The following is a 14,814-nucleotide window of genomic DNA, read 5'->3' as shown; positions in this document are numbered from 1 at the left end:
CGCGAACAGCTATTATCACCGCGTCCGCTGCAGCGCTGCCAGCGCGCGCTCGCGCCCCTCGCGATGGCCGATGATCTTGGCGGGATAGTCACGGGGCCGCCGGCCGAACGCGTCCGGATCGTGGATCGTCTCGTCGCTGAGCCCTGCCAATTCCGGCACCCACTCGCGGATATAGCCGGCGGCGTCGAATTTTACCGATTGCGTCAGCGGCGCCATGATGCGGCTGAACATGTTGGCGTCGATCCCCGTCCCCGCCACCCATTGCCAGTTGACCGTGTTCGACCCGTAATCGGCATCGACCAGGCAATCCCAGAACCATTGCTCGCCGCGCCGCCAATCGATCAGCAGATGCTTGATCAGGAACGAGGCGGTGATCATACGCACGCGATTGTGCAGCCAGCCGCTGGTCCACAGCTGGCGCATCCCGGCATCGACGATCGGGTAACCGGTGCGCCCCTGCTGCCACGCGGCCAGATCGGCGTCCGCCTCCGGCCCGCTGCGCCATGCCAGCGTATCGAGACTGGGGCGGCCATTGGCGCGGCCATAATCGGGATATTGCTGGATCACGTTCTGCGCATAATCGCGCCAGGCGATCTCCTTGAGATAGACGGTCGCATCGCCCTTTGCGGCCAATATGCCGTGCCACACCGTGGCGGGCGAGATTTCGCCGAAATGCAGGTGCGGCGAGAGGCGCGAGGTCAGTTCGTCGGACGGCAGGTTGCGCCCGGTGTCGTAGCCGCCGGCATGCGGCAGGAAATCGGCCAGCCGCTCCTGCGCGCCCGCCTCGCCCGGGGCCCATTCCTGGGCGAAGCCCGGTGCCCAATCGGGCTTGGTCGGCAGCAGCTGCCAATGGGCCAGCGTGTCGCTTGCCGGCCAGTGCGCCGGCGCGGGGATCGTATCGGGCGCGGGCGCCGGCGGCGGGGGCGGCATCTGATCGCTCAGCGCGCGCCAGAACGGTGTGTAGATCTTGTACGGCTGGCCTGCGCCAGTGGTGATCGACCCCGGGGGCTCAAGATAATTGCCGTCATGGCAGACCAGATCGAGCGTCTGCGCCACGGCGCGCTCGGCATTGCGCCACCACGGCTCGTAATGCCGGATGCAGTGCACGCGCGTCGCCCCGGTCTGCGCGGCGAGCTCGGCCAACACAGTCGCCGCCACGCCGCGCCGCAGGATCAGCCGCGAGCCTTTGCCGCGCAACGCCGTGTCCAGCGCCGCCAGGCTATGATGCAGCCACCAGCGCGATGCGCCGCCCATCCTGCGATGCTTGGGCGTATCGTCATCGAGGATATACACCGGGATCACCGGCCCCTCGGCCACGGCCGCGATCAATGCCGCGTGATCGGAAAGGCGCAGATCACGCCGGAGCCAGAGAAGCGAAATACTGTCGGTCATAGCGCGCGCTATACGCACAAGAATGGCGCGCACGAAGACACGAAGACACGAAGAAGACGATTATGCCCATGGTCCCCGATAATCGTTGGCGATACGGCGGACGCCATCCTTGAACGTTGGCGCGCCGAAGTTCATGAGGATGCCAAGCGGTAAGGTCATCAGCCGCAGATAGGTGAGCACCTGCTTGGCGTGAACAGGCGCATGCGCTTCAGTCGATTTCAGCTCGATGAGCAAGCGATCCTCCACGACCACATCGGCACGAAATGCTTCGTCCAGGACAATGCCATTAAAGCGGATCGGGACGATCTTTTGGCGCTCAACGGACAGTCCGCGATCCGCGAGGCTATGACACAGACACGCCTCGTAAACGGACTCGAGCAAACCGGGGCCCAGCGCTTCGTGTAGCTTGAACCCGCAATCGACGGCGACCCGCGCCAATTCTTCCAGTGTCGCGCTCACCCCACCCCCTTCGTGGCTTCGTGACTTCGTGCGAATCTCCCTATACCAAAACGCAAAAGGTCGCCGGTCTTTCGACCGGCGACCTCTGCCACCAGACTTAAGCCAAGCTCAGCCCGCGAACGCCACCCGCGTCGCGCCAGAGCGACGACGGCGCATCGCGCCACCGACAGCGCCGAAGCCGACGAGCATCATCGCCCAGGTGCTCGGCTCCGGCACGGCAGTGACGACCGAGCCGACCGAGAAATTGTCAATCGCCAGGCCATCATCGGCACCCGACGGATCGGCATCGATCCAGCGGAACGCGAACGACGCGCCCGAGCCGATCGACAGTCCCGAAAGCGTGCTGCTCAGCGAGGTGCTGTTGAGATTGCCGTCTAGGCCGCTCACTGCAGCATTGTTCGGCGCGGAGAAGGTCAGGCCCAACACCGAGGTCCAGGCCGAACTGCCGATCGCGTCGCCGATATTGGTCGACGTCAGCGAATATTGAAAGCCGAGCGAATCGATCGACGCGCTGCCGTTGCGCCACTGTTCGCCGGTGAAGCCGACCAGCAGATCGGTTATCGTGGTGCCGGTCGCGTTGGTGAACACCGCGCCGATCGTGGGGATCAGATTGCCGCTGCGCAGCGTGCCCAGTGCGCGATCGGACGAACCCGCAGCGCCGTAGCTGAGCACGTCGCCAGCGTTGTTCGAGCCGGTGCCGACGCCATAGCTGCTGTTGCTGTTGGCCCCGGTTTCCGACACGCGCCAGCCGGTGGGCAGCGCGGTGCCGGTCGTGCCGGTGCGTGCCAGCGTATCGAAATCCTGCGTGTAAGTGGTGGCGCCCAGCGCGACCGTGCCGGTGCCAAAGGTAGCGGCGAAAGACGGCGCAGCGGCCAGCAGCGCGACGGCGCTGGCGCCGCGGGCGGCGATCGAGAAGATGATCATGAAACGTTCCCCGTTAAAGATGCAACGCAGCACTGCGCGTCGCCATCGCGATTACCGGGAGAATGCGTAAATCTTATGACTTTATTAACCCAAATATTTAATTTTATTGAACATATTTCCCAGGTTCAGGATGCTGCGGACATGCCGCTGGGCAATCTCCAGGGCATCCTCGCCATAGCCCCCGCCCACTGTCGCCGCGAGCGGCACCCCCCGCGTCAGCGCCAGCCGCGCGACGAGCTTTTCGCGCGCGTCCAGCCCGTCCTGCGTCAGCGCGAGCCGGCCGAGCCGATCCCCGACGAATGGATCGACACCCGCCTGGTACAGGATCAGATCCGGCGCCACGCCATCGAGCAGCGGCGCCAGCGTTGCCTCCAGCGTGGCGAGATAGACTGCATCGCCGGTGCCATCGGGCAGCGGCACATCGAGCGTCGAGCGTGTCTTGCGTACCGGGAAATTCTTCTCGGCGTGGATCGAATAGGTCACGATGCCGGGATGCCCCGCGGTGAGCGCCGCCGTGCCGTCGCCCTGATGCACATCACAATCGACAATCGCCACGCGCACACCTTCGGCCGCCAGCTGCACCGCGGCGATGGCCAAGTCGTTGAACACGCAGAAGCCCGCCCCCGTATCCGCCAGGGCATGATGGCTGCCCCCCGCGCTGTTCGCGGCAAAGCCGTGCGTCAGCGCCAGCCTGGCCGCCAGATACGTGCCGCCGGGCACGACGCGCGCGCGCGCCGCGACTTCCGGCGTGACCGGAAAACCGATCCGCCGCTCCTTCTCACGCGGCACCTGCGCGGCCAGCACCTGCGCGACATAATCGGCGTCGTGCACCGCCTCCAGCCAGGCGCGCGGCGCCGGTTCGGGCACGTGCCACGCCACGTCCTGCTGGCGCAGCAAATCGCGGATCAGCCCGTTCTTGTTCCATTGATACGTGCTGCGCGCCGGCGCCCACGCCACACCACCGGGGTGGTGGACGATCGCGATCATGGCGTTTACGTAATCATCGACAAGCCTTCGCGCCATCGACGGAGGCCGGAGAGCCCGTATGACCGATCCGTTCGTCCGCCCCGATACCAATGCGTTCCTGGGATTTTTGAACAACGTGCCGTGGCCGAAAATGCATGAGCTGGAGCCGGCGGCGGCGCGCGCGCAATTTCTGGCGATGAACGATGTCGCCGATCTGCCGGTGGGCGAGCTTGCCACCCGGCGCGATCTGGTGATCCCCGGCCCCGCAGGCGACATCCCCGCGACCCTGTTCGACGCCCGCGCCAGCCGCGCGCCCGGCCCGGCAGTCGCCTTCTTCCACGGCGGCGGGTTCGTCATCGGCAATATCGCGTCGCATGCCAGCTTCTGCGCGGCGATGGCGCGCGCGCTGGATCTGCCCGTCGTCTCGATCGATTATCGCCTCGCCCCCGAATGCCCCTGGCCCGCCGGGCCCGACGATTGCGAAGCCGGCGCGCGCTGGATCGCGTCCAGCCCGGCGGTGCTTGGCCGTACGGTGACCAGCCTGATCGTGTGCGGCGACAGTGCGGGGGGCAACCTTGCCATCGTCACCGCCATGGCCTTGCGCGATGCGCCCGCCGCCGTGCCGGTGATCGCACAGCTTGCTTTCTATCCCGCCACCGACACCACGATCGAATATCCCTCGTATAACCAGTTCGCCGAGGGCTATCTGCTGACCCGCGCGAGCATGGACTGGTTCGGCGCCGCTTATGCCGCCGAAGCCGATCATATCCGCGCCTCGCCGCTCCAGGGCGATCTCGCCGGCATGCCGCCCGCGGTGGTGATCACCGCCAGCCTCGATCCGATCCGCGATCAGGGCCGGGCGTACGCCGCCGCGTTGGTCGAGGCGGGGGTGCCGGTCGTGTTCCGCGAAGCGCGCGGCTCGATTCATGGCTTCATTACGCTTCGTCAGGCGATCCCGTCATCGGTCGGCGACGTTGCCGGCGCGTTCACCGCGCTGAAAGCGCTGGTGACCGAGGCCGAGGGCGAGCGCGTGATGGCGCAGGCGGCGGCATAGGGATTACCGTCATCCTGAACTTGTTTCAGGATCCAAGCGCGTCCATCTGCCGCACACGCGGCGCTCGTCGGACGACCGACCGCGCCTGGATCCCGAAACGAGTCGGGATGACGAAGGAATAAGATGAACGACTCGCCCCTCCCCTACCGCCCCTGTGCCGGCATCATGCTGCTCAACCGCGCCGGCCAGGTCTTCGTCGGCCAGCGCATCGATACCACGCTGGAGGCATGGCAGATGCCGCAAGGCGGGATCGATCCCGGTGAGGATGCCGAGACGGCGGCGCTGCGCGAACTGGGCGAAGAAACCGGCATCGCCCCCGACAAGGTCGCGCTTATCGCCGCCGCGCCGCACGAGCTGCATTACGATCTGCCCGACGAACTCATCGGCAAGGTCTGGAAAGGCAAATATCGCGGCCAGACGCAGCGTTGGTTCCTGTACCGCTTCCTGGGAGAGGACAGCGATATCAATATTGCCACCGCGCATGAGGAATTCCGCGCCTGGCGCTGGATCGCCCCCGCCGATCTCCCGCGCCTGATCGTGCCGTTCAAGCGCACGCTTTACGAACAAGTGCTCGCCGCCTTCGCCGATCGGCTCGACTAGCGACCAGCCGAGCCCGGCGCGCGACGGATTTGGTGTACCATGGGCGTCGATCGGGCTATCCCCTCGGAATGCGTGCCTTGTTATTCCTCGCGCCGTTGTTGCTGGCCAATGCGGATATTCCCCCAACGGTCAAAGCCATGCTCGACGCGGCGATCGCCGGCGGCAATCCATCCGAGGTGGCGATCGTCGAGAAATACGCGCGCGGCGCCGTGCCGGACAGCGCGGACGCAATCAGCCATCTCGCCAATGCCTGGCGCACCGACCGCGAGAACCGGCGCCTGGCCCGATTGCGCGACGCCGGGCCGCTACAGCTATGGACGGGCAACGCCGAGATCGGCGGCTATTTGTCGACCGGCAATACCGAGAATATCGGTGCCAGCGGCCAGCTCAATCTGCAGCGCGAAACGCTGCGCTGGCGGCACAAATTGCGCCTTTCCGCCGATTATCAGGAAAGCCTCGGGCTGGTCAGCCGCGAACATTATCTCGCCGCCTATGAGCCCAATTTCAAATTCTCGCCGCGCGGCTACGTGTACGGTGCCGCGCAATATGAAAGCGATCGCTTCCTCGGCTATTTCGATCGCTATTCCACCTCGGTCGGCGCCGGCTACAACGCGATCAAGCGCGACGATATCACGCTGGACGTCGAGCTCGGCCCGGCCTTCCGCCATACCGACTTCACCGACGCGACGACCGAGAGCAGCATGGCGGCGCGCGGCTCGGTCGATTTCGATGTAAAGCTGTCGCGCGCGGTATCGTTCAGCCAGGACGCTTCCGCTTATGTTCAGCGCTATAACAGCACGGTCTCCAGCACGACCGCGCTCAATGCCAAGCTGATCGGCCCGCTGGCGGCGAAATTGTCGTATAGCGTGCAATATGAAAGCATGCCGCCCGTCGGTCGCGTCGGCACCGACACGACCAGCCGCGCGGCGCTGGTGTATAGTTTCTGACAATCAGTTACCGACCGAGCCCAACCGTCATCCCAGCGGAAGCTGGGATATCAGGGGGGAGCGCACAGCACCCGCCCCACAAAGATCCCAGCTTGCGCTGGGATGACGGTATCAAGGCGGGGCTGGAGCGCCGCCCGCCAACCCGCTAGACCCGGGCGATGACGGCCCTCTCCCCCATTGAACAAACCCTCCTCGACACCGCCCGCGCGCAACCGATGCTCGCGCAGGTGGAGGATTGGGCGGCGATCAATTCCGGCACGCGCAACCTCGCCGGCCTCGCCACCATCGCCGCCAAACTCGCCGACGCCTTTGCCGCGCTCCCCGGCACGCTCGATCTCGTTGCCCCCGCCCCGGCCGACAGCGTCGCCGCGGACGGCACCGTGTCAGCCATCGAGCATGGCCGCCATCTGCATCTCGTCGTCCGCCCGCAGGCGCCGGTGCAGATGCTGTTCACCGGCCATATGGATACGGTCTATTCCGCCGATCACCCGTTCCAGACGCTGACCTGGCGGCCCGACGGGACGCTCAACGGCCCCGGCGTCGCCGACATGAAAAGCGGTCTTGCCATCATGCTGGCGGCATTGACCGCGCTCGAGGCCTCGCCGCTGGCCGCACAGCTCGGCTACGCGGTCGTCATCAATTCGGACGAGGAAACCGGCTCCTTCTCCTCCGCCGCGCTGATCGCTGAAGCCGCGCGCGGCAAGCATGCCGCGCTAACCTACGAACCCGCGCTGCCCGATGGCACGCTGGCCGGCGCGCGCGGCGGCACGGGCAATTTCTCGATCGTCGTGCATGGCCGCAGCGCGCATGCCGGGCGCAACCCGGAGGACGGGCGCAACGCGATCGTCGCCGCCGCCGATCTCGCGCTGCGGCTGAGCAAGGCGCGGGGGCCGCGTCTGGCGGTCAATCCGGCGCGAATCGAGGGCGGCGGGCCCAACAATGTGGTGCCCGATCTTGCCGTGCTGCGGGTTAATTTCCGCCCCGCCACGCTCGATGATATCACCCGCGCGCAGGTGCAGATCGACCGCGCGGTCGCGACGGTCGCCGCCGAGCATGACGTGCGGATCGCGCTGCACGGCAGCTTCAATCGCCCGCCCAAGCCGATCGATGATGGCGCCGCAAAATTGTTCGAGCTGGTGCGCCAGGCCGGTGGCGATCTCGGCCTGCCGATCGCCTGGGCGCAGACCGGCGGGGTCTGCGACGGCAACAATATCGCCGCCTGCGGCGTCCCCGTGATCGACACGATGGGCGCGCGCGGCGGCGCGATCCACTCGCCCCAGGAGTTCCTTATTCCCGATAGCCTGCCCGAGCGCGCCGCGCTGTCGGCGCTGACCATCGCGCGTATCATCACCAGGGGCCTTTGATGACTTTCCGTATTCGCGCCGCGCATGATGGCGATCTCCAGGCGCTGTATGAAATGGCCAAGCTGACCGGCGGCGGCTTCACCAACCTGCCGGCCGATCGCAAATCATTGCGCGCCAAACTCGATCGCAGCCACGAAGCCTTCGCGCGGGCGGATGATGGCACCGTCATCGAAGAGACGTTCGTGCTGGTGCTGGAGAATGTCGAGACGGGCGATGTGCGCGGCACGTGCCAGCTGTTCACGCATGTCGGCAAACGCTTTCCCTTTTACAGCTATCGGCTCGGCAATCTGACGCAGCACAGCAAGGAATTGAGCCGCACGTTCCGCGCCGACATGCTCGCGCTGACCACCGATCTCGAAGGCTGCAGCGAAGTCGGCGGGCTGTTCCTCCATCCCGGCGAGCGCGCCGGGGGCCTGGGCATGCTGCTCGCGCGCAGCCGCTATCTGTTCATCGCGCAGCATCGCGCGCGCTTCGCCGATCGCATCCTCGCCGAGTTGCGCGGGGTGATCGACGAAGCCGGCGGGTCGCCCTTCTGGGATGGGCTGGCCGGGCGCTTCTTCGGGATGAATTTTCAGGACGCGGATCATTTCAACGCCATTCACGGCCACCAGTTCATCGCCGATCTGTTCCCCAAACACCCGATCTACACCGCGATGCTCAGCGACAGCGCGCGCGCCGCGATCGGCCTGCCGCACCCCAGCGGGCGCGCCGCGATGCGCATGCTCGAAAATGAGGGCTTCGCGTTCGAGAATTACATCGACATTTTCGATGGCGGCCCGACCATGACCGCCAGGACCGATCGCGTCCGCGCGATCTGCGAGGCCAAGCGCGACACGGTGGTGGCTGTCGATGGCGATGGTCGCGACCAGGCATTGGTGGCGACGGGCACGCTGGCGGCGTTCCGCTGCGCCTATGGTTGCATCGCGGCGGGCGCCGACGGCATCGCGATCGACCCGGCCTGCGCGCGAGCGATCGACGTACAGCCGGGCGACGCGGTTATTCACGTGGGACGGATCTAACCCTACCGTACACACGGACGTCACCCCGGGCTGGTCCGGGGTCCACCAAGCTGCAAAGAAGTCGATAGTGGCGCAGTGGCAGGGCCCGCGGCACAGTGGACCCCGGACCAAGTCCCGGGTGACGGAGAGATGGGGACCGGATTGCCAGACCAAGGGGACTAGATGCTCACCGAAATAAACTTCGACGGCCTGATCGGCCCGAGCCATAATTATGCCGGGCTCAGCCCGGGCAATCTCGCCGCCACCGGCAATGCCGGCGCGCCCTCGCACCCGCGCGCCGCGGCGCTGGAAGGCATCGCCAAGATGCGCGCCAATCTCGCGCTCGGGCTGGCGCAGGGCATCCTGCTGCCGCAGGCCCGTCCCGATCATGCCTGGCTGACCAGCCTGGCGATCAGCTACGCCGCCGCCGCGCCGCATCTGCAGGCGCAGGCCCTGTCCGCCTCCGCGATGTGGGCGGCCAATGCCGCCACCGTCTCCCCCGCGCCCGATACCGCCGATAACCGCTGCCACCTGACCGTCGCCAATCTGGTGACCATGCCGCATCGCAGCCACGAATGGCCCGGCACGCTGGCGCAACTCCGCGTCGCTTTTGCTGATCCCGCTTTTGCAGTGCATGGCCCGATCCCCGCGCCGTTCGGCGACGAAGGCGCGGCCAATCATATGCGGCTATGCGCGCGGCACGAGGCCGCCGGCGTCGAAGTGTTCGTCTATGGCGTCAGCGGCGGCCCCTTCCCCGCGCGCCAGCACCGCGAGGCTAGTGCCGCGGTGGCGCGGCGGCACGGGCTCGATCCCGCGCGCACTGTGCTCGTCGCGCAATCCGAAGCGGCGATCGCCGCCGGCGCGTTTCACAACGATGTCGTCGCCGTCGCCAACGAACATGTGCTGTTTGCGCACGAACACGCCTTTGCCGATCGCAACGGATTCTACGCCGAGCTGCGCGCGGCGCTGCCGGAGGTCGAGATCATCACCGTCCCCGCCGATCGCGTCAGCCTCGCCGACGCGGTCGCCTCTTATCTGTTCAATGCGCAGCTGGTGACGCTGCCCGTCGGCGGCATGGCGCTGATCCTCCCGCAGGAGGCGCGCGAGAATGCCGCCGTGTGGGGCTGGCTGCAGGAATTGATCGCCGGCAACGGCCCGATCCGCCACTTGGAAGTAGTCGATGTGCGCCAGTCGATGGCCAATGGCGGCGGCCCGGCCTGTCTCAGGCTGCGCGTTGTCGCCGATCCCGCCATGATCGATCCGCGCTTCCTGGTCGATCACGCGGCGCTCGATCGCATCGCTGCCGTGGTCGAAGCGCATTGGCCCGAGACCATCCACATCGCCGACCTCGCCAATCCGGCGCTGATCGACCGCATCGAACAGGCGCGCCACGCGCTGATCGAGGAGCTTGGGATCGTCGAGTTAATTTACACGTAACCATTGTCGGCCAGGGCCAACCGGCGTGTTTTCCCCACTGGCCCGATGTTTGCTTCGCTGTGCCCATGTGGAGAAAATTCGCCGGGCTTTTCATCATCAAGACCAAGTTCGAGGCGTTTCTCGTAATCTACGGGCTTGGGGTTGGCGCGGTCGAACGTGGCATCCATTATCTGCAGCAATATCCGGGCTATGGCGGCTGGCTGCTGTTCGCCGCCTGCCCGATCGCGGTGTTCATGGCCGGTGCACGGATTCTCGATTCGCTGGAGCGCGAACACGAAGAGTGACCCCGCTCACGGGGTGACCGGGGTAAACTCCAACGCCTGGATCGACAACGCAGCGGTCGGCGCGCGCTGTACGCGACCGCTCACGCGCCCGTTCGTGCAGGTCCAGCTAAACCGTCCCTCCATCGCCGAAATCGGCATGATCGGCTCTCGCGCCGCGCACGTGCCGACTTGACCGCGTACCCCGGCGATCATTCTTTTCCACGCCGCGGCATCATGATCCAGCAGCACATTGTCGGCCAGCGGCGCGGCAGTGATCTCGCCCGTTCGCCACACCGCGCGCGCAGCGTCGTAAGCGGTGGCCAGCCCGGCGCTGACTTCGATCGGCCGATCATGCAACGCGCCCGCTTTCTGCAGCGCCAGTGCCGCACGGAAGACGGGCAGCGTCGCGCCACCATAGGTCTTGCTGGAAAAGGCGAAGAGCCCGACGCCCTTATCCGGCAGCAGCATCACATAGGACCCATAACCGGGATAGCCGCCCGAATGCGCGACGACCCGGCCCAGATCGCAATCGTCGATCGCGAACCAGCCCATGCCATAGGCGCGCGATTGGCGACACGGCGTGGCGCTGATCGCGGGATTGCGCGCCACCGCGCCGACGAAATTGGCCCCGGTCACGATTTCGCGCACCGTCGCGCGCGTTACCGGCCCGGCCTCCGCCGCATCGCGCGCCGGCCACGCCGCGAGCAGATATGCTACCCATCTGGCGTAATCATTGGCGCTGGTCTCCACGCCGCCCATCGCGCCGAACGCCCCGTCCTTCATATCCGGCTCGCGTACCCACGCGCCATCCTGCCAGCGATAGCCGATGCTGCGCCGCGCCTTTGGTGAGGCGAGCACATCATAGCCCGTCGCGGCCATGCCCAGCGGCGCCATGATCGTGCGGCGGATATAGTCCTGATAGCGCAGGCCCGACACGTTGGAGACGATCCGGCCCAAAATGGCATAACCGAGATTGGAATATTCCATGCCCAGCCCCGGCGCGCGCGCAAACGGCACGCCGCGCTTCAGCAGCGCGGTGAACTCGGCCTCGGGCATCACCTGCTGCCGGTCGCCCCACGGATTGTCTTCGACGAACCCGGCACTGTGCGTCAGCAGGTTGCGCACCGTGATGCGCGGGCTGTCCTTGGTCGGATAGGTCCAGCCTTTCAGCTCCGGCACATAGGTTTCCGCCGGCGCGTCGAGCGACAGCTTGCCCGCATCGCGCAGCGTGAGGATCGCGAGCGCGGTAAACGCCTTTGACATCGAGGCGATGCGGAACAGGCTGTCGGCGCTGACCGGGCTCTTGCGCTCGACATCCTGCACGCCCAGCCCCCGGACCGCCACCAGCCGGCCATCCGCGACAATGCCGTAGACCAGCCCGGGCACATGCTGGCTCTGCTGCCACTCGGCGAAGATCGCGTCGACCTCGGCCAGCGTCGCGGCATCGGGGGGCGCCGCGCTCGCGCTTGATGCGGCGAACAATCCCAACACGCCCAGCATGGTACGAAGCATCACCATCATTCCCCCGCAAGTGAACCGGCAGCATGAACCGACCGCGCCGGATTGGCAAAGCATGCGCCCCGCCCCTACCTATCGTGGCATGACCGATTTCACTTCTCTGCTGCAGCCCGATCGCGGCCAGCCCGCCCGCACCATCCATGTCGTCCATCCCGATGCCTTCAACGGCTGGCTGGCCGCGCAGCCGCAACGCACGCGCACCGCGGTTGCCGCGCACCGCCTGACCGGCAAGGCGGGCAACCGCGCCGTGCTGCCCGGCGATGGCGCCGAGGACTGGGCGATGCTGCTGGTGTGCGACGAACGCCTGGACTCGCCGTGGCGCATCGCCTCGCTTGGCGAGCAACTGCCCGAGGGCACGTACCGCCTGGCGGAGGGCGAACCCGGCGCGGCGATGCTCGGCTGGCTGCTCGCGCAACACCGTTTCGAGCGGTACAAACAGGGCGACGTCACCGGCCCGCGCATCCTGCTCACCGGCGAGCCCGCGCGGATCGACGATACCGTCCGCCTCGCCGCCGCGACCGCGTTGGTCCGCGATCTCGTCAACACCCCCGCCTCCGATCTCGGCCCCGCCGAACTGGAAGCCGAAGCCACCAAGCTCGCCACCGCGCACGGCGCGACGCTCACCGTCACCAAGGGCGCGCCGCTGGCGCAGGGTTATCCGATGATCCACACGGTCGGCCAGGCCGCCACCGCCGCGCGCGCGCCGCGGCTGATCGAGCTCGAATGGGGCGATCCCAAGCATCCGCGGCTCGCGCTGATCGGCAAGGGCGTGACGTTCGATACCGGCGGGCTCAATATCAAGCCCGGCAGCGGCATGGCGCTGATGAAGAAGGATATGGGCGGCGCCGCGCACGCGCTTGCGCTCTCCGGGCTGATCATGGCCGCGCGGCTCAAGCTCCGCCTCCACCTGCTGATCCCGGCGGTCGAGAACAGCATCGCCGGCGACGCCTTCCGCCCCGGCGACGTGCTGCGCTCGCGTGCTGGGCTGACGGTCGAGAATACCAATACCGATGCCGAAGGGCGCCTGATCCTCGCCGACGCGCTGACCAAGGCGGGCGAAGTCAATCCTGAATTGATCATCGATTATGCCACGCTCACCGGCGCGGCGCGCGTTGCGCTCGGCCCCGATCTCCCCGCCACGTTCAGCAATGACGATGCGCTGGCCGATGCGCTGCTCGCCGCCGCCACACAGGTCGGCGATCCTTTATGGCGCCTGCCGCTGTGGGACGGCTATGACGACATGCTCAAGTCCGATCTTGCCGACATGGTCAATGCCGCCGAAGGCGGATACGCCGGTGCCACGACAGCAGCGCTGTTTCTCCGCCGCTTCGTGCCCGCCACCACGCCGTGGGTCCATCTCGACACCTTCGCCTGGCGCCCCGCCGCCAAGCCCGGCCGGCCCAAGGGCGGCGACGCGCTGGGTCTGCGCGCGGCCTGGGCGCTGCTCAAGGCGCGCTATGGCTGATGGCCATCCGGCGCCGACACACCCGTAACGAAACTCTCGCGCGTCCAGCGCGTTGAGCGCGATATGACACATCAGCCCCCCGTGCCCCAAGCGGCACAATCGCCCTTCCCGCTACAGCCCAAGCCGCATAACGACGGTGCCAAGCTCGTCGCGACGCCCGCCCCCGCCAAGCCCGAGCCGTTGCTCTCGCCAGCGCTGGCGCAGCTGGCCAGCATCGGCGCAGCATTCCTGGGTTCGGCCGCGCTTGCCACCTGGTATTTCCGCCGCGACAAGAAGCAGGCGCCGGCGGCGCGCAAGGCCACGGCCCGCAAGAGCGCGCCACGTAAAACTTCCAACAGCGCCACGCCCAAGCCGCGCAAATCCTCGGACCCCGCGCGCGTCGCCGCCGGCCAGCCTTATGAAGTCAGCTATTTCGCGCGCAAGCACGGCCTGAGCACGGCGGAAGCGCGCGCCATCATCAAGGAAGCCGGCCCGAGCCGCGCCAAGTCCAACCAACTGGTCAAGGACCGCAAGGCCGAAGCCTGAACCACTCAGGCGCTTCCCCGCTCTGCGCCGGGGAAGCGCCTTGCTTATGCCTGGCCCGGTGTTTCGAAACGATCCTCCAGCGCCACTGCCGCCGCGATGATCGGCACGAACTTCGCCGCCGTCAGGCTCGCGCCGCCGACCAGCGCGCCATCCACGTTCCCCGCGCCGAGCAACTCGGCCGCGTTATCGCCCGTCACCGAACCACCGTATAGCAGCCGCACCGCTACCGCTTCTGCGCCGATCAGCGCGTGCAGATGCCCACGGATCGCGCCATGCATCGCGGTCACATCGCCCACTGTCGGGGTCCGCCCCGTGCCGATCGCCCAGACCGGCTCGTAGGCGATCGCCAACCAGTCGCTCGCCGTCCCCACTGGCAGCGATCCGGTCAGTTGTCGCAGTACCACCGCCTCGGCGTCGCCGGCATCGCGCTGCGCCAGCGTCTCACCGATACACAGGATCGCGCGCAAGCCGCCCGCCCGCAGCGCTTCGGCCTTGGCTTTCACCTCGGCATCCGTCTCGTGATTGTCCGCCCGCCGCTCGCTATGCCCGACGATCGAAAACCGCGCCCCCGCCTCGGCGATCAGGTCCACCGAAACGCACCCGGTATGCGCGCCGCGCGGCGCCGCATGGACGTCCTGCGCGCCGATCGCCAGCCCTGGCGCCATCGCCACCGCCGGTGCGATGAGCGTCGCCGGCACGGCGATTGCCACATCAACGCCACCAGCATCCTGCGCCGCATCCGCGATCGCGCGCAGTTCGGCCAGCGCCGCCAGCGATCCGTTCATCTTCCAATTGCCTGCAATCAGCTTGCGTCGCGCCATTCTAAGCCCCCTGGAAATGCTTCCCCGGGCGATAGAGCGCGGGCCGCGGTTTACGCAACCTTGAAGCCGGGCCACGCTGCC

15 protein-coding genes are annotated in these 14,814 nt (G+C 67.1%); 9 read left to right on the top strand and 6 right to left on the bottom strand.

The window, feature by feature from the left end:
- Nucleotides 1-15: 15 nt before the first annotated feature.
- The 4 genes from ABC969_RS09725 to ABC969_RS09710 form a co-directional block, all read right to left on the bottom strand.
- Nucleotides 16-1,392, bottom strand: a complete 1,377-nt coding sequence (locus tag ABC969_RS09725) for a cryptochrome/photolyase family protein (protein ID WP_345864493.1) — start codon at nt 1,390-1,392, stop codon at nt 16-18.
- Between the two features lie 60 nt (nt 1,393-1,452).
- On the bottom strand, nt 1,453-1,851 hold the full coding sequence (locus ABC969_RS09720) for a GxxExxY protein (RefSeq protein WP_345864492.1): 399 nt from the start codon (nt 1,849-1,851) through the stop codon (nt 1,453-1,455).
- A gap of 108 nt (nt 1,852-1,959) precedes the next feature.
- Entirely contained in the window at nt 1,960-2,775 is an 816-nt protein-coding gene (locus ABC969_RS09715; protein WP_345864491.1) for a PEPxxWA-CTERM sorting domain-containing protein, read from the bottom strand.
- An 84-nt stretch (nt 2,776-2,859) separates the two neighbouring features.
- A complete protein-coding gene (locus tag ABC969_RS09710) occupies nt 2,860-3,762 on the bottom strand; it encodes a histone deacetylase family protein (protein WP_345864636.1) in 903 nt (300 codons plus the stop codon).
- 58 nt (nt 3,763-3,820) lie between these two features.
- On the opposite strand from ABC969_RS09710, the gene ABC969_RS09705 reads away from it, so the two are divergent.
- The 7 genes from ABC969_RS09705 (at nt 3,821) to ABC969_RS09675 (ending at nt 10,425) form a co-directional block, all read left to right on the top strand.
- On the top strand, nt 3,821-4,795 hold the full coding sequence (locus ABC969_RS09705) for an alpha/beta hydrolase (protein ID WP_345864490.1): 975 nt from the start codon (nt 3,821-3,823) through the stop codon (nt 4,793-4,795).
- A 123-nt stretch (nt 4,796-4,918) separates the two neighbouring features.
- The gene (locus ABC969_RS09700) at nt 4,919-5,395 is read left to right on the top strand and encodes an RNA pyrophosphohydrolase (protein ID WP_345864489.1); all 477 of its coding nucleotides are present in this window, start codon (nt 4,919-4,921) and stop codon (nt 5,393-5,395) included.
- A gap of 68 nt (nt 5,396-5,463) precedes the next feature.
- Entirely contained in the window at nt 5,464-6,342 is an 879-nt protein-coding gene (locus ABC969_RS09695) for a DUF481 domain-containing protein (RefSeq protein ID WP_345864488.1), read from the top strand.
- Nucleotides 6,343-6,500: 158 nt separating this feature from the next.
- On the top strand, nt 6,501-7,706 hold the full coding sequence (locus ABC969_RS09690; RefSeq protein ID WP_345864487.1) for a hydrolase: 1,206 nt from the start codon (nt 6,501-6,503) through the stop codon (nt 7,704-7,706).
- Entirely contained in the window at nt 7,706-8,725 is a 1,020-nt protein-coding gene (locus ABC969_RS09685; RefSeq protein WP_345864486.1) for an arginine N-succinyltransferase, read from the top strand. Before ABC969_RS09690 ends, ABC969_RS09685 begins: the two co-directional genes overlap by 1 nt.
- A 162-nt stretch (nt 8,726-8,887) precedes the next feature.
- Entirely contained in the window at nt 8,888-10,141 is a 1,254-nt protein-coding gene (locus ABC969_RS09680) for an N-succinylarginine dihydrolase (RefSeq protein ID WP_345864485.1), read from the top strand.
- A 65-nt stretch (nt 10,142-10,206) separates the two neighbouring features.
- Entirely contained in the window at nt 10,207-10,425 is a 219-nt protein-coding gene (locus tag ABC969_RS09675) for a hypothetical protein (RefSeq protein WP_345864484.1), read from the top strand.
- Between the two features lie 6 nt (nt 10,426-10,431).
- Here ABC969_RS09675 and ABC969_RS09670 read toward each other — a convergent pair whose 3' ends face one another.
- Complete coding sequence (locus ABC969_RS09670) at nt 10,432-11,916, bottom strand: serine hydrolase domain-containing protein (RefSeq protein ID WP_345864483.1); 1,485 nt, start codon at nt 11,914-11,916, stop codon at nt 10,432-10,434.
- Between the two features lie 88 nt (nt 11,917-12,004).
- On the opposite strand from ABC969_RS09670, the gene ABC969_RS09665 reads away from it, so the two are divergent.
- Both ABC969_RS09665 and ABC969_RS09660 read left to right on the top strand, forming a co-directional pair.
- Nucleotides 12,005-13,387: a leucyl aminopeptidase family protein gene (locus tag ABC969_RS09665; RefSeq protein WP_345864634.1), complete on the top strand. Its 1,383-nt coding sequence runs from the start codon at nt 12,005-12,007 to the stop codon at nt 13,385-13,387.
- A 63-nt stretch (nt 13,388-13,450) separates the two neighbouring features.
- Nucleotides 13,451-13,912, top strand: a complete 462-nt coding sequence (locus tag ABC969_RS09660; RefSeq protein ID WP_345864482.1) for a DUF3606 domain-containing protein — start codon at nt 13,451-13,453, stop codon at nt 13,910-13,912.
- Nucleotides 13,913-13,956: 44 nt separating this feature from the next.
- On the opposite strand, the gene tpiA is transcribed toward ABC969_RS09660, so the two are convergent.
- A complete protein-coding gene (tpiA, locus tag ABC969_RS09655) occupies nt 13,957-14,733 on the bottom strand; it encodes a triose-phosphate isomerase (RefSeq protein ID WP_345864481.1) in 777 nt (258 codons plus the stop codon).
- Between the last annotated feature and the right edge of the window lie 81 nt (nt 14,734-14,814).

Origin of the sequence: Sphingomonas qilianensis (genome assembly GCF_039614825.1) — a bacterium.
Lineage (GTDB): Bacteria > Pseudomonadota > Alphaproteobacteria > Sphingomonadales > Sphingomonadaceae > Sphingomonas > Sphingomonas qilianensis.
The sequence above is the reverse complement of the archived record's forward strand: the minus strand, read 5'-3'. Positions and strand labels throughout refer to the sequence as shown.

What these genes read in the sequence shown, in the direction of transcription:
- ABC969_RS09725 (WP_345864493.1), bottom strand. Translation starts at nt 1,392, where the DNA reads ATGACCGACAGTATTTCGCTTCTCTGGCTCCGGCGTGATCTGCGCCTT.
- ABC969_RS09715 (WP_345864491.1), bottom strand. Translation starts at nt 2,775, where the DNA reads ATGATCATCTTCTCGATCGCCGCCCGCGGCGCCAGCGCCGTCGCGCTG.
- ABC969_RS09710 (WP_345864636.1), bottom strand. Translation starts at nt 3,762, where the DNA reads ATGATCGCGATCGTCCACCACCCCGGTGGTGTGGCGTGGGCGCCGGCG.
- ABC969_RS09705 (WP_345864490.1), top strand. Translation starts at nt 3,821, where the DNA reads ATGACCGATCCGTTCGTCCGCCCCGATACCAATGCGTTCCTGGGATTT.
- ABC969_RS09700 (WP_345864489.1), top strand. Translation starts at nt 4,919, where the DNA reads ATGAACGACTCGCCCCTCCCCTACCGCCCCTGTGCCGGCATCATGCTG.
- ABC969_RS09695 (WP_345864488.1), top strand. Translation starts at nt 5,464, where the DNA reads ATGCGTGCCTTGTTATTCCTCGCGCCGTTGTTGCTGGCCAATGCGGAT.
- ABC969_RS09690 (WP_345864487.1), top strand. Translation starts at nt 6,501, where the DNA reads ATGACGGCCCTCTCCCCCATTGAACAAACCCTCCTCGACACCGCCCGC.
- ABC969_RS09685 (WP_345864486.1), top strand. Translation starts at nt 7,706, where the DNA reads ATGACTTTCCGTATTCGCGCCGCGCATGATGGCGATCTCCAGGCGCTG.
- ABC969_RS09680 (WP_345864485.1), top strand. Translation starts at nt 8,888, where the DNA reads ATGCTCACCGAAATAAACTTCGACGGCCTGATCGGCCCGAGCCATAAT.
- ABC969_RS09675 (WP_345864484.1), top strand. Translation starts at nt 10,207, where the DNA reads ATGTGGAGAAAATTCGCCGGGCTTTTCATCATCAAGACCAAGTTCGAG.
- ABC969_RS09670 (WP_345864483.1), bottom strand. Translation starts at nt 11,916, where the DNA reads ATGCTTCGTACCATGCTGGGCGTGTTGGGATTGTTCGCCGCATCAAGC.
- ABC969_RS09665 (WP_345864634.1), top strand. Translation starts at nt 12,005, where the DNA reads ATGACCGATTTCACTTCTCTGCTGCAGCCCGATCGCGGCCAGCCCGCC.
- ABC969_RS09660 (WP_345864482.1), top strand. Translation starts at nt 13,451, where the DNA reads ATGACACATCAGCCCCCCGTGCCCCAAGCGGCACAATCGCCCTTCCCG.
- tpiA (WP_345864481.1), bottom strand. Translation starts at nt 14,733, where the DNA reads ATGGCGCGACGCAAGCTGATTGCAGGCAATTGGAAGATGAACGGATCG.